The sequence below is a fragment of the Peribacillus frigoritolerans genome (assembly GCF_001636405.1).
Taxonomy (GTDB): domain Bacteria; phylum Bacillota; class Bacilli; order Bacillales; family DSM-1321; genus Peribacillus; species Peribacillus frigoritolerans.
On sequence record NZ_KV440950.1, the window covers coordinates 2,688,997 to 2,709,938 of the forward strand.

The following is a 20,942-nucleotide window of genomic DNA, read 5'->3' on the forward strand; positions in this document are numbered from 1 at the left end:
AAGAATGGTGGAGTTATTCTTTGAACCATGCCTTCTTTAAGAGTTTCACACCCACATCGATTTCATTGGAAGAAAGATTACTGAAACCTAGTTTAACCATTGGTCCGTCGGTGTTATTTTTAATGAAGTAGAGGGACGTAGGATACACAGTAACTCCATGTGAGGAAGCTTGTTGAATTAACCATTCTTCTGTTTGCTTCAGATGTACTTTGACTAATACGTACAAACCAGATTGTTCACCAATAATGGATATATTTTGACCGAATTGCTCTTTTAAAGCGGATACTAAGTGCTGCATTTTTCTTTTATAAACAAGGCGCATGCGTTTAATATGTCTACTCCATTCTCCCTCTTCCATAAATTTAGCCATTGTAAGCTGGCTAAGCAGGGAGGTAGTAGCTTCAAAATGAAGAAACTGATTTTTATAACGATTTAAAAGTGGCTGTGGCAAGACCATATAACTTAAACGAATTCCTGGAAGAAAGGACTTCGAGAAATTCCCTAAATAAATGACACTTGCCGAATCAATGGAGGCAAGAGCAGGGAATGGTTTTTGTGTATAGCGAAATTCACTATCATAATCGTCTTCGATAATATATCCACGCATCTTGTTAACCCAATGAATAATCATTTGCCGTTGTTGAATAGACATGCTTACTCCAATTGGACTTTGATGGGAAGGGGTTACATAGATTAATCGTGATTTCATTTGTTCTAATTTTGAAAGTTCAGCACCTGTTTCATAAACCGGCAAAGTTTCAAACATAAAACGATGGAATTGAAAAGCTTCCCTGGCACCGTCGTAACCAGGGTCTTCAACTATAATACTCTGGAATTCATCCTTCAGTATATGTCCCAGGTATACAAGCATTTGTTGGGTACTGCTTCCGATAATAATTGCATTTGCATTTGTTTTCACTCCGCGTGATTGGAATAAATATGAAGAGATTTGTTCGCGCAGGCATTCTTCCCCAAATGGTTCCCCGTATCGAAAGCTATCCTGTAATGTTAATACTTGATTAGCCATTCTCCTCCAAATTTTCAGTGGGAAATGTGTTTGATCAACGGCATCTGCCCTGAAATTAACTTCCGGAGGTCTCTTGGACCCAGTCTGCTTTTTATCATAAGAGATTAAGGGTTCCTGAAATATACGGGGTTCTAACTCGTTTGCAAAATAACCTTTTCTGCCCTCTCCACGAATATACCCTTCAGCAACAAGTTGTTCATATGCCAGTAAAGTTGTATTGCGGCTTACATGTAAGGAATCTGCAAGTTGCCGAATGGAGGGTAATTGCTCATTCGCCGAAATGTCTCCTTGTTCTATATATGATTTGAACTTCTCATAGATTTGTTTGTATTTTGGGGCGCTATCATTGAACGTAAAAATGGTATTATTCATTTGCATTCCCTCTGACATGTATATTTGTTTAATATTGTACCTTTTTTCATGTCAACTTGTATAATAATATTTTTTTATCGGATATTTATTTTAAAAATTCAAATACAAGTTGAAAGGAAGATTATTGTGTACATTCCTAAGCAATATCGTATGAAAAATGAAGAAGCAGTTCAAATTATGAAGTCTAACCCGTTTGCCTTATTGATTACTATTAATGAACATCGTCCCTTGGCTACTCATATTCCTTTGGAAATTCGCGAAGATGAAGGGAAAATCTATGCAACTGGGCATATTGCATACGGAAACATGCAGAAAAAGACTTTAGACAATAATAGTGATGTGTTACTGATTTTTCAAGGGCAGCACGCTTACATTTCATCAAGTTGGTATCAGTGCGAAGAGGTTCCAACATGGGATTATCTAGCTGTACATGCGTATGGATCAGCGCGTTTAATCACTGAAGACGAGCTGATTTCCTCCTTGGATACTATGCTTAATCATTATGAGGGTCACCGAGAAAATGGCCGGACCTGGGAAACGTTTGATCCAGAGTTGCTTAAGAGTGAAATGAAAGGAATAGTGGGCTTTGAAATTGAAATCACATCTATTCAAGCTGCAGCCAAAATGAGTCAAAATCGCAATGACACCGATTACAAAGCGATTATTACAGAGCTTGAAAAATCAAATGAACATGGGGAAATTCAGGTTGCACAATGGATGCGAGATCAAAGGAAAGGGTCAATTGAATGATTGGCATATTACTAGGGTTTGCTATGGCACCCCTAAAAGCAAAAATGGTGTTTATCATTTAGGTAAGTCAAAACCATTCCTTACAGACAAAAGCTCATTATAAAACAGTTGGAACATATTCCTTTTCTAAATGAGCAACAAATCGCCTCCTTGATGAAAACGAACAAGTGTAATCTTGCTTTCACCATCAAGGAGGAGCCCAATAAATCTTGTGCCAAAATACAATAAGGAGTTGCTTTTATGGAGTTTTCTAATATTTGGCTATTTGTAATTGCTGCTGCTACATTGTTAATAATACCTGGACCGGCTGTGTTGTATATTATGGCAAGAAGTATAGACCAAGGGAAGAAAGCGGGCATAGTATCAGTTCTTGGTGTATCACTTGGCGGTTCTGTTCACGTTTTAGCTGGAGCGATTGGAGTTTCAGCGATCCTTATGACATCAGCAACAGCCTTTAATATCGTTAAATACTTGGGTGCTGCTTATCTTATCTATCTGGGGTGCAGGACTTTATTTTCTACATCTGATCGAACGACTTCAGAAATTCCAACAGCCCCTAGCAAAAAGTTAGTAAAGATATTTTACGAATCTGCGCTCGTGGAAGTAATGAATCCTAAGACAGCACTCTTTTTTTTAGCCTTCTTTCCGCAATTCATATCACCTTCGGCCGTATCAGTCACAATACAGTTTTTACTTTTAGGAATTATATTTATTATCCTAGCTTTTATTAGTGATGGTCTGTATGCAGTACTTGCAGCAAGTATTAGAAAGCGGATTCTGGGTACTGAAGTGAATTCTAGGTTGCAGAATCGGATAACTGGTTATTTATATATTGTTCTAGGGGTATTCTCCGTCTTTGCTAGCCCCTCCAAAACATAAGAGTACTTGATAAAAGTCGATTCTACTAAGATATAAGTAAAACGAAATGGAAAGATATTTTATGCCTAGGTTTATCATTGATGAAGATTTTTGGTTGTTATTCCCTCATGCAATTGCATGCTTTAAAGTCAATGGCAGCCTCAATTTTACGAACCACCTAGATCGCAGGCACCAGTTGACCTCCCTGAATAAAATCATGTTTAGAAGGCATTCTCATCACACAAGTTTTTTTAATAATTCGGTTAAAGACAATGAAGACTCTTGGCAAAAGGTTTCTATCTAAAGATTTGGAGCGGAAGTGCGAGACTCCTGCGGGAAAAACGTGTCAAGGGGAGACCCCCCAGGCGCAAAGGTGCAGAGGAGGCTTCCCCGCGACCGTCCGTTGAAAGCAAGTGCCTGGAGCGGAAATCAACATCCAAATGGTACAGGCAAGGCAAAAACTGTAGATTCAATCATATAGACATGGGAGCCACAGTTTGTAGACTACCATCTAAAAGCTAAACCAAAGTTGATTGGAGAGAAAGGTGCGAGACTCCTGCGGGAAAAACGCGTCCAGGGGAGACCCGCAGGAGCAAAGGCTCCGAGGAGGCTTCCCGGACTGCCCGCGGAAAGCGAGTGCCTGGAGCGTAAATCAACGTCTAAATAGTACACCCATAAAAAACCATAGGCATACTCATTTTTCATCGAATTTGCCTACAGTCTGAGATAAGGGCACTATTATACTCTTATTTTTTCTTTGATAATTGCAGCCTTTTTATACTTAACAAATATGTTGTCATACTCGGTTTTCAAGTAATTCATCATCTTTTGTTTTTAACGGGAATTATGAAAGTAAAAGGAAAGTCGTTCAAAAAAAGAGAAGGGTTTTATCAAAAAGGGTCAAAAAGAACGTTTAATTCTTATTGTTTATTTGATACAGGTATTTTTAGAATTGAGGTACTGTCACATGACCTGGATTGATGGGCACTGTGACGGTCTTTTTTTAGGTGTATGAGTTTTTTTATGCAACGGGTAGTTGCACATTTGCAGGAAACTGCAAGATAAAGCTTGGATTACAGTCTAACATCAGTAAAAAAGGGAGCTTGTATAAAAACAAGCTCCCACTTATAATAAATTATTAGTTCTACAAGGTTGTATTATTTTTTTATTCCAGGAAATCCTCGGTCGAAATTACATTGGCATACATACCGTTAAGTGCTCTGACAAAGGCATAATGGACCTGGTCAGCTGGAACGACCTTATCTTGATAAGATAAGTCCCTTGTCGCACATGCATCTTCAATAAGAGTAGTTTCAAAGCCTAAATCCACTGCAGCTCTGACTGTGGCATCAATGCACATATGTGTCATCATACCTACAATCACTAGCTTTGTTACTCCTTTTTCTTTTAATTTGCTTTCTAATTCAGTCTGTAAAAAGCTGTTAGGGAAATGTTTTATGATAATGCTTTCGTGTTCTAATGGTAGAACAGCTTCATTCAGTTTAACTCCATCCGTATTCGGAAGAAAAAAGCCTAACCCAGGATCACTAGCGATATGCTGGACATGAAAAATATTATCTTTGTTATTCTGCCTAAACCATTCAAGAACTTTAGCAGCATTAGCGGCTGCTTTTTCAGGGTTGCTTAATTCCATCTTTCCATTTGGAAAATAGTCATTTTGAATATCGACAATGATTAAAGCTGTGCTCATTTTTTCCACCTCTTTAAAAAATTTTAGTACAATATAATGATAAATGATATATTGATTTCTATCGATACTTTGATGAAACACTTTTATATCAAAGCATTTCATGGTGAAAGGAATTTATTATGGAACTTGATAACATTGATTTTCAAATCCTTCGGTTATTATCCGAAAATTCACGTATTCAGTGGAAAGACTTAGGTGAACAAATTCATATGACGGGACAAGCAGTAGGAAATCGGATTAAAAAACTTGAGGAAAATGGAGTAATTAAAGCCTACTCATTAATAGTCGATGAAATGAAATTAGGACTTTCTTATACAGCATTTGTCATTATTTATATGGAAACAGCAGACCATGATTCGTTTATACGTTTTATTAATGATAGAAATGAGATAGTTGAAGCTCACCGAGTATCGGGAGAAGGTTGTTACCATTTGAAAATAAAAGTTAACTCCCAAGAACTATTGAATCTTTTTCTTAATAAAATTCTCGATTATGGGAACTATTCGTTAAATCTATCAATACAAGAAATTAAGCAACATAATCCGTTGACTGCCACAATTTAATAAATATATTTTTTTTTAAAAGAAGATTCTGTATTCCCAATCATCATGAATCGTTCCAAGTATGGGGATGTTCGACTGGGACAGTAGCAGTGGGAATAGTCTTTTTTAATATCGTAGATTCGAAGGGAAAAGTATAACGTTAGATGATTATGCGCTTGCTGATATTGGTGTTGGAATGGTTGATATAGAAATTGTTAGTTTAGCTCCTGAATTGATGATGACGGGCCAACATTGTTTGTTTACGTTAATTACCGTAGTAGCAGGGTCTGCTTTCTTATTATTCCCTTAATCGCGGGGGATGTGGGTAAAAGCGGGAATCCGTCAGCAAAGAGGTGGCAAAGAGATATGCTGTAGACTTAAACAAGGGGATAGATTGTTAACGAAGATGGTCCATGAACTTAATCTAACATGAAACCAGGTGGAGGTTAATTAATGTATCGAAGAAATATGGACAAATTACTGTTCTTATAAGCTGGTTACACACACTTTGTTTTTTACTAGGTTAACAAGTGAATGGATTGTACCTGTTCCATTTTGTTCATCTACGTGCTCAATGTACTTTCCTAGTTGCAGGCTACGTTAGTCATAATTGTTGATTAAGCAATTTCTTCTGCTCGTTTAGCTACCCCATTTGGTTTGCAACAGTCTTACTATTTGTTCCAATTTCATTAGAAAGAATGTTTTTGTTAAAATAATCCAAAAGTCCTTACTGAACTAATGGGTCTTGCTTTAAAAAGGGAGGTTGCTGTGGCAGCCTTTTTCTTATGGAACAAATCGGGTTCAGCTTTTAAAAAAATAGGGCTCCTCAGTGAGATATGGGTAAGACACCACACTAACTCAAAACCCTATGAGGAACCCTAATATGAAGTTTAAAATGCAAGATAAACAAAATCAACTAAACGATAGAATTTCCATTGGAGTGGATATTGCCCAATAATTACATGTGCTAGAGCAGTGAATTCCCGTGGAATTGTAATCGTAGACCCATTTGCATTTGAAAATAATGAAGATGGATTTGTTGGTTTTAAAAAATGGATGGAGGCAGCCATTGTGGGAGTGGAGCCTATAGTCATCACACACTAAGGTTATTGTATGTCTAACTCTTTGACAGTTTCGCCTTCAATTAACACTGGCTGATAATAGGTTTCGTTTGGTAAATCCTTCTTTCCTTGTAATTTCTTAATGACCCAATCAGCTGCATCATGTCCCATTTGTTCTTGTGGGTGTGTTAATGTCGTTAGTTTGATATTGGCATTTTTCGCAATATAGGAATTGTCCTGGCCAATAATTGATAAATGTTCGGGAATAGAAATATCGAGTTGTCTGCATACATTTACTACTTCCAAACCTACCTCGTCGTTATAACAAACAATGGCAGACAACACGTCTCTATTTTCATTTAGGAACTCTTTCAAGTTCGTGTATAGGTCTAGCTTCGTTTCTGTAGTATACGAAAGCAATTGTTCTGGTTGAAAGCGTAATTTGGCTTCTCCAAGTGCTTTTATATACCCCTTCATTCGATACTTTCCTTGTAAGTCATCCATTTTAGCAATGAGTCCGATTTGTGTGTGTCCTTTCGAAATCAATTCTTTTGTTGCGAGGTAGCTTGACTGCACATCATCCAGGCAAAAGAAAGGAACCTCTAATTCTTCATAATAAGCGTTGATCATGATGAATGGAACCTCTTGTTCCTTAAATGATAGGTAGTAACCGATGTTGGGATTGTATAGATTGCTTTTTGTAGGTTCAATGATCATACCATCCACGCCAAATGACAACATCATTTCCAAGGCTTTCTTTTCTTGTTCAACATCATTATTTGTACTGGCTAATAGTAACGAATAATTATCTTCATTCAATCTTCTTTCAATTCCGCGGATAATAGAAGGGAAAATGTAATCAGAAATGTAGGTAGTGATTACACCAATCGTTTTATTTTTGGAATTGCCACCAGATTTTGATTGATATTGGTTACTAACATATGTGCCAGATCCTTTTTCACTTCTCAAGAATCCCTCGTTTGATAATTCTAAAATGGACTTTCGTACAGTGTGTCGGCTAACGTTGTACATTTCTTGCATGACGGATTCAGTAGGAATTTGGTCCCCTACACTATATTCACCTGTAAGGATTTTATTTTTTAAATCATCAATGATTACCTGATACTTTGGTTTCATTAAACCTCACTTCTTCCATAGTTGTTTGCATTCTAATTTATCGCTTAAAATATTTGTGCGGACATATTTTACCATAATTTTTGAATAATTTAAAACAAATCATCTTATTTTTTGTATAAAGTTTTATATTCCGCCTACCTATTTACCTTTAGGTTTCATGTCGGATAACTTCCTTTAATACAAATTCATGACTTTAAGGTGAGGATGGAGTATGCCGTCTGGAAGTTGTAAGTATAAATAATATAAAATATTGACAAATGTACGTACAAAAAATATAATATGGTTGTTAATAAATTTAAGCGCCTCCTTTTATTGAAAGCGCTGACAGAAGGGGGATTAACGTGCAAACGAATATATTAAAAATTAAACAAGCGATTATCGGGGGAGAAACTTCACTTGGAATCGAATTTGGATCCACCCGTATTAAAGCGGTGTTGATTGATAATCATCATGAAATTATCGCATCTGGAAGTTATGAATGGGAAAATTTCTTGGAAGATGGAATTTGGACGTACAACTTAGTGGATATTATCACTGGTCTGCAAACAGCTTATAGTGAAATGAAGCAAGAAGTTGAACGGAATTATGGAATTACCATTCGGAAAATAGGTTCTATTGGATTTTCCGCAATGATGCACGGGTACATGGCTTTTGACAGTACAGGGGAGCTACTTGTTCCGTTTCGAACTTGGCGTAACTCAACAACAGGTGTTGCCGCAAAAGAACTAACTGATCAATTTCAATTTAATATCCCTGAACGATGGAGTATTGCTCACCTTTATCAAGCGATATTAGATGAAGAGAAACATTTGCCTCGCATTGATTGTATTACGACTTTGGCTGGATACATTCACTGGTTATTGACTGGAAATAAAGCAATTGGCATTGGAGATGCTTCAGGCATGTTCCCCATTGATGAATCAACGCAAGATTACAATGAATCAATGGTCAAGCAGTTTGACGATTTAATTGCGAAGAAAGGATATCCTTGGAAGCTTAAAGAGATTCTTCCTAAAGTCTACATTTCAGGCGAGCAAGCGGGTGAATTAACCGAAATTGGAGCGAAAATCCTGGATAGATCAAGAAATTTACAACCAGGCACTCCAATTTGTCCACCGGAAGGCGATGCGGGGACTGGAATGGTTGCTACGAATAGTGTGAGGAAACGTACCGGAAACATCTCAGTAGGAACTTCCGTTTTTGCGATGATTGTACTAGAGAAAGAACTTTCAAAAGTATATCCAGAAATTGATCTGGTAACTACACCAAATGGAAGTCCCGTTGGAATGGTCCACGCGAATAACTGTTCAAGTGATCTCAATGCTTGGCTGGGATTGTTCCGTGAATTTTCTGAGGCAATGGGACAAAAGGTTGATATAAATAAATTATTTGAAGTAATGTTGAATAAAGCTTTGGAAGCGGATCCAGATGGTGGCGGTTTGCTTAGCTACGGTTATTTCTCAGGTGAAAATATCACAGGATTGGAAAAAGGGCGACCATTATTTGTCCGCTCGCCTGAGAGTCAATTCAATTTAGCAAACTTCATGCGGACTCACCTTTTTACTGCTTTCGGTGCATTGAAAATCGGAATGGGTATTTTGACAAAAGAAGAAAATGTTGCAATTGATTGCATTTTGGCTCACGGTGGTTTATTTAAAACCCCTCTTGTTGGACAAAAAATCGTTGCGGCTGCAATGAATGCTCCAGTATCAGTTATGTCAACAGCAGGAGAAGGCGGCGCGTGGGGAATGGCGATTCTTGCATCTTACATGATGAATAAAGATCAAAAAGAAAGTTTAGAAGACTTCCTCGACAAAAAAGTATTCGAAGAGGCTGAGGGGCAAGAAATTTATCCTGATCAAGTAGATGTTAAAGGATTTGAAGCATTTATTGAAAGATACAGGAAGGGTTTAGTGATTGAGCAGGCCGCTGTAGACAATTTGATGTTATGAGTGGAAAACTGGAGGGATTGACGTGTTAGAACAACTGAAAGAAGAGGTATTTCAAGCAAATTTGGACTTGCCTAAATATGGACTCGTGAAATATACATGGGGAAATGCGAGTGCCATTGATCGTGAAAGCGGTTTATTTGTTATCAAGCCTAGTGGCGTTGATTACGAAACGATGAAAGCCAGCGATATGGTTGTTGTTGATTTAGATGGCAATGTTGTTGAAGGAGAGTTGAGGCCTTCATCAGATACAGCGACTCACGCTGTACTTTATAAATATTACCAAGAAATCGGCGGCATTGTGCATACTCATTCAACTTGGGCGACAATCTGGGCTCAAGCAGGCCTTGATGTTCCAGCGATGGGCACCACTCATGCAGACACATTTTATGGATCCATCCCATGTGCCCGCTACCTAACACAAGAGGAGATTGATCGTGGGTACGAAGTGGAGACTGGGAAGTTAATCATCGAAACATTTGAAGAGCGCGGGTTAGACATTTTAGCCGTTCCTGGTATCTTACTTCATGGTCATGGTCCCTTTACTTGGGGAAAAGATGCAAAATCCGCCGTAATGAATAGTGTGGTGTTGGATGAAGTTTCGAAAATGAATTTATTTACACGGGAATTAAATCATTTTGCAAAAGAATTACCACAAAATATTTTGGATAAACACTATTTACGAAAACATGGAAAATATGCTTATTACGGTCAAAAGTAAGATCAACTCTATCAAATTATCAACCTATTAGATAAAGAAAAGAGGCTTATTATGTTAACAACAGGAAAAAAGGAATTTTGGTTTGTCGTAGGATCACAACATCTATATGGGGAAGAAGCGTTAGCAGAGGTCAAGGCGAATGCACAAACGATAGCCGATGCATTAAATGAAAGCGGTATTTTACCTTATCCACTTGTATTGCAAGATTTAGCTGTTAGTGCAGATAAAATCACAAGCATCATGAAAGAAGTCAACTATCGTGACGAAGTTGCCGGTGTCATCACTTGGATGCATACTTTTTCACCTGCAAAAATGTGGATTCGTGGAACAAAATTATTACAAAAACCATTGCTTCATTTAGCAACACAATTCAATGAAAGTATTCCTTGGGCAACGATTGATATGGACTTTATGAACCTGAACCAATCCGCTCATGGTGACCGTGAATATGGTTTTATCAATGCTCGTTTGAAAAAACAAAATAAAGTTGTTGTAGGTTATTGGGAGCGTCCTGAAGTCCGGCAGCAAATTGCACAATGGATGGACGTAGCGGTTGCTTATAACGAAAGCTTCAACATTAAGGTCGCTCGCTTTGGAGACAACATGCGTAACGTTGGAGTAACCGAAGGGGATAAGGTTGAAGCGCAAATCCAATTTGGGTGGACAGTTGACTATTTTGGAATCGGGGACCTTGTTCAATATGTAAATGCGGTTACTGATGAAGAAATTGATGCTTTATTTGCAGTATACGAATGCCATTATGAATTTGATTATGGTACCTACAGTAGGGAAAATTGGGAGAAAAGCGTAAAGGTACAGGCAAGCTATGAAATTGCGATTAAACGTTTCCTTGATGATGGTGGTTACACGGCCTTCACAACGAACTTCGAAGATTTATATGGGATGAAACAACTTCCTGGTCTTGCCGTCCAACGTTTGATGGCACAAGGATATGGCTTTGCGGGTGAAGGAGATTGGAAGACGGCAGCACTTGATCGCTTACTGAAAGTGATGAGCCATAACCAATCAACTGGATTTATGGAAGATTACACATATGAATTAGCTGCAGGACTAGAATCAATCCTTCAATCACATATGCTCGAAGTCGACCCATCTTTAGCAAGTAACAAACCAAAAATTGTCGTATCTCCATTAGGTATAGGTGATCGTGAAGATCCAGCACGTTTAGTATTCGACGGCAAAGCAGGAGACGGTGTCGTTGTTTCCATGGCTGACTTTGGTACAAACTATAAACTTTTGATTAATGAAGTTTCTGCATACGAGCCAACAGTTCCAGCACCAAACCTGCCAGTGGCCCGTGTACTTTGGGAAGTGAAGCCAAACTTCCAAGATGGAGTGAAAGCTTGGCTTGAGAATGGTGGCGGTCACCATACAGTTGTGTCATTGAATTTAACAACAGACCAAATCATAACCTATGCCAAACTTGTTGGGTTGGAATACGTAGTTATAAAGTAATGTCTCTCCCTCCAAGGAGGCTCCGCTTCATTGGAGGGAAAAAATAGGTAATCCAGAAGTTGAAGAATGGAAATAGTGACCATTAGTATGATCCCTTTATTTTCGTAAGCGTTTTCGTGGTTTTTAGGGGAAAGATGAAAGCGTTTTAATAGACAATGACGACACGGAATTCATCCTAATATATAACTTTTACGATGGAAACTGGCATGTATTTGTGGTTGAAAACACTATTATTATTTCTCAAAAAGCAATCAATATTTTTAGTAGTGGGATTAAATATAATTTTAAAACCTTTAGGGGGAACTTAAATGGTTAATGAAAAGAAAATCTCAAGTGGATTCATTTATTTTTTTGGGGCTTTTGGAGGCATTCTCTTCGGTTATGATATCGGCGTTATGACGGGTGCTTTGCCTTTTCTGCAACATGATTGGAACCTTCAAAACAACCCAGGTGCCATTGGCTGGATTACCTCTTCGTTGATGTTTGGAGCTATTTTTGGAGGTGCCATGGCCGGACAACTTTCCGATCGTTTAGGACGGCGCAAAATGATTTTAATATCTTCTATCATTTTTGCTGTTGGATCCATTTTGGCAGGAATATCCCCTCATAACGGGATCCTTTTTATGATTGTTGCCCGGATTTTATTAGGCTTGGCTGTTGGAGCTGCTTCTGCGTTGGTCCCAGCCTACATGTCGGAAATGGCGCCTGCACGTTTACGTGGACGTCTGTCAGGAATTAATCAAACAATGATTGTCTCAGGAATGTTACTTTCGTACATTGTCGCTTATTTATTGAAAGACTTACCAGGAACAATGGCATGGCGGTTGATGCTTAGTTTGGCTGCCGTACCTGCTTTGATCTTATTTATTGGAGTGTCCAGGTTACCCGAATCACCACGTTTTTTAATTAAGAACAATAAAATGGATGAAGCTCGTAGGGTGTTAGGCTATATTCGCCCTAACAAAGAACAAATTGATTCTGAAATAACACAAATACAAGAAACTGTTAAAGAGGAAGCAAAGGTAAATCAAAAAGCATCATGGGGTACTCTTTTAAGTAATAAATACCGTTATTTAGTAATGGCTGGTGTGGGTGTTGCTGCGTTTCAACAGTTCCAGGGAGCAAACGCAATTTTTTATTACATTCCTATGATTGTGGAAAAAGCAACAGGGCATGAAGCCAGCTCAGTGCTGATGTGGCCAATTATACAAGGGGTTATTCTCGTACTAGGTTCATTAATATTCCTAATGATTGCTGATAAATTTAATCGCCGTACTTTATTAACAATCGGCGGAACGATTATGGGACTATCCTTTATTTTGCCGGCAATATTGAATGTATTAATTCCTAATGCAAATCCGATGATGATGGTTGTTTTCTTAAGTATCTATGTAGCTCTTTATTCATTCACTTGGGCTCCATTAACTTGGGTCATAGTTGGAGAAATTTTCCCGCTGGTAATTCGCGGGCGGGCGTCAGGAGTGGCTTCATCATTTAACTGGATTGGTTCTTTCTTGGTTGGCCTGCTATTTCCGATCATGACCGCTTCGATGTCTCAAGAAGCTGTTTTTTCAATCTTCGGTGCTATTTGTTTACTTGGTGTTTTATTTATCCGGACATGCGTTCCTGAAACTCGAGGTCATACTTTGGAGGAAATTGAAAAAATTGGGGAAAGTAGACAAGCTAAGGGGAAAAGTGCTTAAATTAGACCTGTTAAGATTTGGAGCGGAATTAAAAGAAGCTATACCAGAATAGAAGAGATTTTAAATCAGGAGGCAATAAGGAAAATACTTCATCAAGAATATGTTGATTTACTCATATGATTCCTTTTCTTAGGCCCGAGGTTGCTACTTCGGGCTTTATAATTATTAAAAATGTTAGCTGAACTTTTTATGCAATTTATGGTGTTTTAGCTTTTATTTATATGAAGGAATTTAATAGGGAAGGAGCCGATAAAAATGAAAGTAGCACAAAGCTCGTTTGGAAATGATGTCTTGCTGTTTACGATAGAAAATGATCATGGAGTAAGAATGGAAGTTACGAACTTTGGTGCAAGAATCGTCAATCTGTTCGTCCTAACGGAATCGGGTCGTAATAATATCGTATTAGGATTTGACTCGATTGAGGATTACAAAAAAGAAACGTATTATGGAGCAACAATAGGAAGAGTCGCTGGAAGAATAAAAAATGGCGAATTTTCAATTGGTGAATCACGTTACCAAACGTCTGTAAATCAATTAGGGAATACATTACACGGTGGCAGCCCTGGATTCGATGTAAAAATCTGGGGTTATGAAGTGAAGGAGACGGATGAAAGTGCTTCGATCATCTTTTCAACCGACTCACCTGATGGCGAGAATGGTTTTCCGGGGAATTTGAAAGTAAGTGTAACTTACACATTGGACAACTTAAATATTTGGTCAGTGAGCTATCAAGCAAAAAGTGATAAAGACACGGTTTTTAATCCGACCAATCACGTCTATTTTAACTTAACAGGGCATCCCAGCCATTCAATCGATGATCATTTCTTACAAATCTCTTCTCAAGAATTTGCACCAGTAAATGAAGATACCACGGTAACTGGGGAAAAACGAAGCACAATTGGCACGCCTTATGATTTTCGAACCCCGAAGAAATTAAAATCAACCTTTGAAGCCATTGACGCAGAAGTTAAAAAAGTTCAAGGGATCGATCATCCATTCTTCCTTACGTGCCCGGGACTTCATCAAACTGCAGCCAAATTAATTAGTCCTGACCAGAAAATAACAGTCGAGGTATACACAGAAGAGCCTGCGGTTGTCATTTACACGGCAAACTTTGTGAAAGATGTGCCACTTATGCACGGAGAAAAATTAATTCAACACGGCGGAATAACGTTTGAAACCCAAGCTGCTCCAGGGGCGATTGAGTTTGAAGGTTTTGGGGATATTCTTCTTTTAGCAGGCCAAAATTATACTTCCCAAACAAAATACAAAATTGAGGTCAGTACCCACTCAGCTGAAGGTTCCAGTTAGTGTTAAAGAGTAGAATTGGCTGATTTCATTTCAATAATTTTACATAGATTCGGCTGCTAGTTGGGATCAACATCCGTGACTGCAAGAACGATCGAGCATAGCTCGTGACATGTAGCAGGTAGGATTCCCGCCGAATAAGAGTTAGCCATTCACTCGAACTGAGTTTTCGAGGATAGAGGATAACTTATATCTTTAAGCGTAAACAGTTAGATAGTGGGCTGTAAAACCAAGGTTAAAGATAAGCACCCATTTAAACAGCACATATTCTATACGTAGCACCCCCTGATACTATCCTTGTATCAAAGGAGGTGCTTTTCCTATGCCTTAATAAAAATAAACGATTGTCCCCGACAAATCATTCACTCGATTGTTTTGTACGAAACAAGGCAGAATTGTACAAGAATGGAATGGCATCACGAAAAATATTCAGGCAGTTATTGTCGTGAGCGATATGCCGTTATTAGACACCACACCTAATTTAAGGTTGAGAGGATTAAATCGAATATACCAAATTAATGTCAGAACTTCGATATATTTAATAAGCTCAAGGATTTGTAACTAATGAAATTAATAAAATGTAAGGAGTGGAAAATATATCACAGTACGAGGAGGCTATCCAAACCGGATGGTTACTATTATAAAAAGCAAGGAATTTACTCTTAATTACTACCTTTCGAAAATATGAGCAATATTTTGGTTATTTTGTATTTTATACTCACTTTATGTATGCATTTGTAATAATAATGTAAAATTAGGTAAATGTGTGTGTCACTTAAAGGTGATAAAATGATAAAAAAGAGATTTAATCGGGGGAGAAAATGAAAAAAATCATAGCATCTTTTGTTGTTTCTGGATTGTTACTATCAAATCCGTTGGTTGGTAATGCTGCATTGGGCGATCGTACATTAAAAAGTGGAATGACTCATACAGAAGTAAAACAATTACAAGAGGTTCTAAAGAAAAAACAATATTTTAAGAGTAATAATACAACTAAATATTTTGGGACCGTTACTAAAAGTGCAGTCGTAAAGTTCCAAAAAAGTAAAGGTTTAAAAGCTGATGGTATTGTCGGTCCGAATACATATAAAGCTTTGGGAGTAAAAAAGAAGACCTCCAACGTAGCTAATGTAAATAAAACAAGCAATAAATCTACTGCGATAGTGAAGGAAGCAAAGAAACATTTGAATGTACGGTATGTATGGGGTGGAACTACACCAAAAGGTTTTGATTGCAGCGGATTCCTAAAATACGCTTTTGATAAAGGCGCAAATGTCACACTACCAAGAACGGTATCGGAAATTTATAAAAAGGGGACAAAGGTGTCCAAACCACAAGTTGGAGATGTGGTCTTTTATGAAACCTATAAACCTGGTGCCTCACATGCTGGTATTTATATAGGCGGCAATCAATTCATACACAGCTCCTCATCAAACGGTGTAAGCATTTCCTCCATGGATAATAGTTATTGGAAGAAAAGATATGTAGGAGCAAAAAGAATGTAATAGAGAAAGTTGCCAGTTCTTTTTTGAAGAGGCTGGCTTTTCTAGTTCTAACAATAGGTTAGGATACTAAGAAGTCCTATGGATGGTAGAATCGGTATTGATACATAAAATTTTTTTAAAATACAATTTTAGCTTTTATTGCTCCCGGAAACACTTGGGTATAATGGATACTCTATATACTACCTATAATTTCTTTAATTCTCACATAAGACAGTCGAGGAAGTTTATAAAAACCATGAAAAGTTTTCCCAGGAGGTACAGAGGGTAGCCTCGCAGGACTTAGCTAAAGTTGGACTCATTATCGTAGCGTTCACCATTAAAGATGTTTGGGATTTTTATATACCTTATGTACACGATATATTAATAGTGTACATAAGGTATTTTTATCTTTTAAGAGTAAGAATGAATAGGTGTACAAGTTTAAGAGGTGTTTACTTTACAAGAAATATCTAATGCAGCCAATTATGTTCGATAAAGGTGTTATCGGTGCGATCTCCCCGTTTAATTCACCATATACAAGGTAGCTCCTGAATTGGCAGCGGGAAATACAATTGTGTTGAAGCCGGCATAAATGACGCCACTCATTGCATGCAAGATCGCAGAAATTTTTTCTGAAGCTGGATTGCCTGCAGGTTTTCTGAATGTGGTTTACGGGTTTGGGCAGGAAACAGGTAATACCTTTTGGAGGATGAACGAATTGCGATGTTCACTTTTATAGGGAGTCCCGGTTAGGTCGGCATATAAAAAGCAGTCGGGAATTCGTAAGGTAACTTTGGAATTAGGAAATAACTCCCCGAATATCATTCACAAGGATGTCCATGATTTAGAGACAGAGCAGTTGAGCTCTGTGTCACCCGAGGGTATGTGAATGCAGGGCAAGTCTGCATCTCAGGGTGCGAGCCTTCTTTGTGGCGGACAAAGAATTGAAGGGGAATTGGCTGCTGGATTATACTATGAACCGACCGTTCTGGGTGGAGTGAACAAGGATATGCTCATCACATACCAGGAAACATTTGGACCGGTCGCACCAATCATCCCGTTTAGCTTGCCAACAATACAGAGTACGGGTTGGCCGCTTATTTTTACACACAGGATATAAGCAGGGGAGTCAGGGTATCCGAAGTTCTGGAGTTCGGCATCATGGGCTACAACGACGCCATTCCCATCGTTGCACAAGCGCCATTTGGCGGCATGAAAGAAGGCGGCCATCAAGGCCTTGAAGAATATTTAGAAGAAAAATATATATCGATGGATTTTTAAAATAGGGCAAGATAAGGCTTAAGGTGAAGTCGAATCCTTAAGCCTTTCCTTATTTACCTCATAAAAAGTCTTAATTCAACACACGCTCCCCATTGATTAACAAACCTCAGTTACAGAACCTATGGCCAGGAGGAAATATCAATCTACTATTTCTACATTTCTAGAGTATTTAAAGACAAGGCATGTTCTTTCAATTTTATTTCATCAAACAAATCCCTAATTATTTTAAAATTCATGAGATAATCACATACTGAAATAGAAAATGTAAAACTTTATTTAAATAATATAAAAAGCCTAACTTTCTCTTTAAAGAGAAAGTTAGGCTTTTGTCATTTTATGTTTGGATCCGTCATCGGTCCCAAACCCTCATTAGAAAGCAAAGCAAGTACAACCGATACCCCACTTAGTTCCATCATTTCCTATTACGGTATGAGTATGTTGATGGAGAGGATTACTGCAACTATGTTTGTGATCATGGGCATCGTGAGAAAGTATATTGTCGGCTAGGTTAGCACCACCATAACCATAAACTCCCGTCGGTGACCAATCAGGTGATGCTGGCGGCAATTCAGGTGATAAATTTTTAAATTCATCATTTCCATAAACAACCTGCCCACCCATAATGGTGAGTATTGATTCAAGGTCTTTGATTTCTTCTTCTGGCACAGTAAAGTAGTCAGCAGACAATACAGCAATATCAGCAAACTGACTTACTGCAAGGGTACCCTTTTTATCTTCATCACCGGAGAACCACGCACTTCCTTTGGAATATAGTTCCAGAGCTACTTTTCTGTCAAGTTTATTCTTTTCATCGTATATCGAAAGACCACCAATGGTTTTTCCTGCAACCATCCAGTAAAGAGCAACCCAAGGGTTATAGCTAGAAACCCTCGTTGCATCACTACCGGCGCCAACAGGTATACCCAGGTCTAGCATACGATAAATCGGAGGAGTATGCTTTGCGGCTTCCTTTCCGTATAAATCAACAAAGTATTCACCTTGGAAAGCCATGCGGTCTTGGATGGCAATACCGCCATTTAAAGCCTTAACACGTTCCATACTACGATCTGAGATCGTTTCTGCATGGTCAAACCACCAGCGTAGACCATTAAATGGAATTTCTCTGTTGACTTCCTCAAAAACATTTAAGAAACGTGTTATTGACTCGTCATAAGTTGCATGTAAACGGAATGGCCAACGGTTTTCCACCAATAGAGAAATTACTTTCTTTAAGTCAGCTTCCATCATCGTAGCTAGGTCGGGCCGGGGCATTTGAAATTTTTCAAAATCGGCTGCCGAGAATACTAACATTTCTCCGGCACCATTCATTTTATACTTATCATTTCCTTGACCAGGAGAAACAATTTTTGCCCATGAAGCAAAGTCTTCATATTCATGATCTGGATTTTGCGTAAATAGATTATAAGCAATACGCAAAGTTAATTGATCCTTCTCGGCTAAATGTTCAACAACTTTGTAATCATCAGGATAATTTTGGAATCCGCCACCTGCGTCAATGGCACTTGTGATACCTAATCTATTTAATTCGCGCATAAAATGGCGAGTTGAGTTAATCTGGTCGTCAATATTAAGAACTGGAGCTCTGCCTAAACTTGAATATAGAATAGAAGCGTTAGGATTGGCAATTAAAAGACCCGTTGGATTACCTCGTTTATCCCGCTGAATTAAACAGCCCGGAGGGTCTGGGGTATCTTTTGTGTATCCCAGTGCACGCAGCCCTGCTCGATTTACAAGCGCTCTATCATAAAGATGTAGCACAAAGACAGGCGTGTCTTCAGAAACAGCATTAATCTCTTCCAAAGTTGGCATCCGTCTTTCTTTAAACTGAAATTCAGACCAACCTCCAACTACTCTTACCCACTGAGGAGCAGGTGTACGCCTTGCCTGCTCTCTAAGCATTTCCAGAGCAATAGCAAGTGATGGCACACCTTCCCAGCGCAATTCCATATTATAATGAAGACCGCCACGAATAACGTGTATATGAGAGTCATTCAAGCCCGGAATAGCTCTCTTTCTTTTAAGGTCTATTTTTTTGGTTTTTTCTGTGGCACTATCAAGAAGCTCATCCCCACCTACTGCAGTGATTAAACCATCAGTTATGGCGATAGCCGATACCTCTGGTTGAGATGGGTCAAGGGTAGTGATTTTTCCGTTATATAAGATCATATCCGGTAAATTCATGTTCACACCTCGTCTACTTCCTATTATTCTGTAACCATGGATGAAATATTTTACCGAGAACGGGCATTACTACCCATGATAGCAAAGACACTATACATACCGAAACAAAAAAAGTTGACATAATATGATTCATATTTTTTATAATAGGTCCTACCACTATAGGAACCAACATGCTAAGAGGCCATACACCAAGAACGGTAACAATGGACATTTTCCATTTTGGCGGCGGAACTGGCGTTTTCGGAGTAACAAACCAATATGCCAAACTGTTTTCAGTTTTGTACGTTGGATTAGTAGCTTGAAATGGTTCTGCCTTTTTTAACAAATCTCGACGAATATCCGATTCTTGCCAAGCACGAAGATGATCATACGTATTAAAGCGAAAAACAACAGTATACTCTCTGGATCCGTTATTGGGGACTATTAGATTTACGCCTAAATGCCCTGGAAATTTAGTAGCGGCAGCTTCAATTTCATGTCTCCACGTTTCAAACTGTTTTTCTCTACCTTCTTGAATTTCCCATGTAACAATCGTGGTAACTGGACCACCGGCATCCATAGTGTTCCCTGTTTGAGTTTCTCCGACAGTTACTTTTTCTTGATTCATATTTTCCTGCTTGGAGGCGCCCCATGCACCATAGTATATGCGTATTCCACGCCTTGACCATAAGCGCCAGTGTGTTCTTTTACAATTTCCATAACAGCATCATAAGTGTCTTTGCGTGCCCAGTCACGTTGGTATTCAAGTAAAACTTGAATTGCTGTCACTGGAATCGCTCCAGCTTGTTCTACACGACGCATAGCAGCATTATGTGCTGTCAAACTTGTGCCACCTGAAGCATCATCAACTGCATAAACTTCATAGCCAGCTTTAATTGCTTCAAGCACAGGGAATGCAAGACAAACTTCAGTCCAAAGTGCTGCAAATATCAATTTCTTTCTACCTGTTGCTTTAACTGCCGCAACAAATTTTGAATCTTCCCAAGAGTTCATTGAACTACGTTCTATAATTTCATGGTTTGGGAATATGTCAAGGATTTGTGGCCAAAAATAACCAGAAAAGCTTTGTGTTTCAACTGTAGTAAGAATAGTAGGTACATTAAAAGCTTTTGCTGATTTAGAAAGCAGCATAACGTTATTCATTAATGTTTGTCTGTCAATGCTTGCAACTCCAAAAGTCATTTGAGGCTGAAAATCGATCAAAATTAATGCACTGTTCTCCGGAGTTAACAATTCTAAATTACTCATAATAAAACACTCCTTTTATAAAATTGTTTATCTAAAAGGCAATTATTAGTTTCAGCTGTAATCGAAAAAATAAAAGCCTTGCTATACTTCTTAATTTAAAAAGGAGCGCTGA

The 20,942-nt window shown here is 38.4% G+C and carries 16 protein-coding genes and 3 pseudogenes; 13 read left to right on the forward strand and 6 right to left on the reverse strand.

All coding sequences use genetic code 11. The features are described 5' to 3' along the window. Positions 1-13: 13 nt before the first annotated feature. Entirely contained in the window at positions 14-1,399 is a 1,386-nt protein-coding gene (gene pdxR / locus A6755_RS13090) for a MocR-like pyridoxine biosynthesis transcription factor PdxR (RefSeq protein WP_063590896.1), read from the reverse strand. Positions 1,400-1,525: 126 nt separating this feature from the next. Here pdxR and A6755_RS13095 point away from each other — a divergent pair, with 126 nt between their 5' ends. Both A6755_RS13095 and A6755_RS13100 read left to right on the forward strand, forming a co-directional pair. Continuing rightward, on the forward strand, positions 1,526-2,149 hold the full coding sequence (locus tag A6755_RS13095) for an FMN-binding negative transcriptional regulator (protein ID WP_063590897.1): 624 nt from the start codon (positions 1,526-1,528) through the stop codon (positions 2,147-2,149). A gap of 240 nt (positions 2,150-2,389) precedes the next feature. Then, positions 2,390-3,028: a LysE family translocator gene (locus tag A6755_RS13100; RefSeq protein ID WP_063590898.1), complete on the forward strand. Its 639-nt coding sequence runs from the start codon at positions 2,390-2,392 to the stop codon at positions 3,026-3,028. A gap of 1,144 nt (positions 3,029-4,172) precedes the next feature. On the opposite strand, the gene A6755_RS13105 is transcribed toward A6755_RS13100, so the two are convergent. Then, a complete protein-coding gene (locus A6755_RS13105; RefSeq protein WP_063590899.1) occupies positions 4,173-4,718 on the reverse strand; it encodes a cysteine hydrolase family protein in 546 nt (181 codons plus the stop codon). 119 nt (positions 4,719-4,837) lie between these two features. Between A6755_RS13105 and A6755_RS13110 the strand changes: the two genes are divergently transcribed. Then, entirely contained in the window at positions 4,838-5,281 is a 444-nt protein-coding gene (locus A6755_RS13110; protein ID WP_063590900.1) for an Lrp/AsnC family transcriptional regulator, read from the forward strand. Positions 5,282-6,143: 862 nt separating this feature from the next. Further along, positions 6,144-6,346: pseudogene (locus A6755_RS28255) on the forward strand (IS110 family RNA-guided transposase); the annotation flags it as partial. Between the two features lie 20 nt (positions 6,347-6,366). Here A6755_RS28255 and A6755_RS13115 read toward each other — a convergent pair. After that, positions 6,367-7,458 (reverse strand): GntR family transcriptional regulator, encoded by a 1,092-nt coding sequence (locus A6755_RS13115; protein WP_063590901.1) that lies wholly within the window; start codon positions 7,456-7,458, stop codon positions 6,367-6,369. A 341-nt stretch (positions 7,459-7,799) separates the two neighbouring features. On the opposite strand from A6755_RS13115, the gene A6755_RS13120 reads away from it, so the two are divergent. The 9 genes and pseudogenes from A6755_RS13120 (at position 7,800) to A6755_RS28120 (ending at position 17,380) form a co-directional block, all read left to right on the forward strand. Next, on the forward strand, positions 7,800-9,410 hold the full coding sequence (locus A6755_RS13120) for a xylulokinase (RefSeq protein ID WP_063590902.1): 1,611 nt from the start codon (positions 7,800-7,802) through the stop codon (positions 9,408-9,410). Positions 9,411-9,432: 22 nt separating this feature from the next. Beyond that, positions 9,433-10,128, forward strand: coding sequence for an L-ribulose-5-phosphate 4-epimerase (locus A6755_RS13125; protein ID WP_057277401.1), 696 nt, complete (start codon positions 9,433-9,435; stop codon positions 10,126-10,128). A gap of 51 nt (positions 10,129-10,179) precedes the next feature. Beyond that, positions 10,180-11,604 carry an L-arabinose isomerase gene (araA, locus tag A6755_RS13130; protein ID WP_063590903.1) on the forward strand — a complete coding sequence of 475 codons (1,425 nt, stop codon included), beginning with the start codon at positions 10,180-10,182 and terminating at the stop codon, positions 11,602-11,604. Positions 11,605-11,912: 308 nt separating this feature from the next. After that, on the forward strand, positions 11,913-13,307 hold the full coding sequence (locus A6755_RS13135) for a sugar porter family MFS transporter (RefSeq protein WP_063590904.1): 1,395 nt from the start codon (positions 11,913-11,915) through the stop codon (positions 13,305-13,307). A gap of 255 nt (positions 13,308-13,562) precedes the next feature. After that, positions 13,563-14,618 (forward strand): aldose epimerase family protein, encoded by a 1,056-nt coding sequence (locus tag A6755_RS13140; RefSeq protein WP_063590905.1) that lies wholly within the window; start codon positions 13,563-13,565, stop codon positions 14,616-14,618. Positions 14,619-15,436: 818 nt separating this feature from the next. Then, entirely contained in the window at positions 15,437-16,120 is a 684-nt protein-coding gene (locus A6755_RS13145; protein ID WP_034307347.1) for a C40 family peptidase, read from the forward strand. A 210-nt stretch (positions 16,121-16,330) separates the two neighbouring features. Beyond that, positions 16,331-16,453 (forward strand): annotated as a pseudogene (locus A6755_RS27855) (SPFH domain-containing protein); the annotation flags it as partial. Positions 16,454-16,691: 238 nt separating this feature from the next. Further along, the gene (locus A6755_RS27585; RefSeq protein ID WP_244889665.1) at positions 16,692-16,838 is read left to right on the forward strand and encodes an aldehyde dehydrogenase family protein; all 147 of its coding nucleotides are present in this window, start codon (positions 16,692-16,694) and stop codon (positions 16,836-16,838) included. A gap of 150 nt (positions 16,839-16,988) precedes the next feature. Then, a pseudogene (locus tag A6755_RS28120) lies at positions 16,989-17,380 on the forward strand (aldehyde dehydrogenase family protein). Positions 17,381-17,749: 369 nt separating this feature from the next. Here A6755_RS28120 and A6755_RS13155 read toward each other — a convergent pair. The 3 genes from A6755_RS13155 to A6755_RS13165 are packed head-to-tail and all read right to left on the reverse strand — an operon-like array spanning position 17,750 to position 20,830. Then, on the reverse strand, positions 17,750-19,582 hold the full coding sequence (locus A6755_RS13155; RefSeq protein WP_063592540.1) for an amidohydrolase: 1,833 nt from the start codon (positions 19,580-19,582) through the stop codon (positions 17,750-17,752). A gap of 13 nt (positions 19,583-19,595) precedes the next feature. Continuing rightward, the gene (locus A6755_RS13160; RefSeq protein ID WP_063590907.1) at positions 19,596-20,189 is read right to left on the reverse strand and encodes an antibiotic biosynthesis monooxygenase; all 594 of its coding nucleotides are present in this window, start codon (positions 20,187-20,189) and stop codon (positions 19,596-19,598) included. Further along, complete coding sequence (locus tag A6755_RS13165; protein WP_063590908.1) at positions 20,186-20,830, reverse strand: hydrolase; 645 nt, start codon at positions 20,828-20,830, stop codon at positions 20,186-20,188. The genes A6755_RS13160 and A6755_RS13165 overlap by 4 nt, the downstream gene beginning before the upstream one ends. Between the last annotated feature and the right edge of the window lie 112 nt (positions 20,831-20,942).

Bases quoted from the DNA above. Each gene is read 5' to 3' on its own strand.
- pdxR (WP_063590896.1), bottom strand. From the start codon at position 1,399: ATGAATAATACCATTTTTACGTTCAATGATAGCGCCCCAAAATACAAA.
- A6755_RS13100 (WP_063590898.1), top strand. From the start codon at position 2,390: ATGGAGTTTTCTAATATTTGGCTATTTGTAATTGCTGCTGCTACATTG.
- A6755_RS13105 (WP_063590899.1), bottom strand. From the start codon at position 4,718: ATGAGCACAGCTTTAATCATTGTCGATATTCAAAATGACTATTTTCCA.
- A6755_RS13110 (WP_063590900.1), top strand. From the start codon at position 4,838: ATGGAACTTGATAACATTGATTTTCAAATCCTTCGGTTATTATCCGAA.
- A6755_RS13115 (WP_063590901.1), bottom strand. From the start codon at position 7,458: ATGAAACCAAAGTATCAGGTAATCATTGATGATTTAAAAAATAAAATC.
- araA (WP_063590903.1), top strand. From the start codon at position 10,180: ATGTTAACAACAGGAAAAAAGGAATTTTGGTTTGTCGTAGGATCACAA.
- A6755_RS13135 (WP_063590904.1), top strand. From the start codon at position 11,913: ATGGTTAATGAAAAGAAAATCTCAAGTGGATTCATTTATTTTTTTGGG.
- A6755_RS13140 (WP_063590905.1), top strand. From the start codon at position 13,563: ATGAAAGTAGCACAAAGCTCGTTTGGAAATGATGTCTTGCTGTTTACG.
- A6755_RS13145 (WP_034307347.1), top strand. From the start codon at position 15,437: ATGAAAAAAATCATAGCATCTTTTGTTGTTTCTGGATTGTTACTATCA.
- A6755_RS27585 (WP_244889665.1), top strand. From the start codon at position 16,692: ATGACGCCACTCATTGCATGCAAGATCGCAGAAATTTTTTCTGAAGCT.
- A6755_RS13155 (WP_063592540.1), bottom strand. From the start codon at position 19,582: ATGAATTTACCGGATATGATCTTATATAACGGAAAAATCACTACCCTT.
- A6755_RS13160 (WP_063590907.1), bottom strand. From the start codon at position 20,189: ATGAATCAAGAAAAAGTAACTGTCGGAGAAACTCAAACAGGGAACACT.
- A6755_RS13165 (WP_063590908.1), bottom strand. From the start codon at position 20,830: ATGAGTAATTTAGAATTGTTAACTCCGGAGAACAGTGCATTAATTTTG.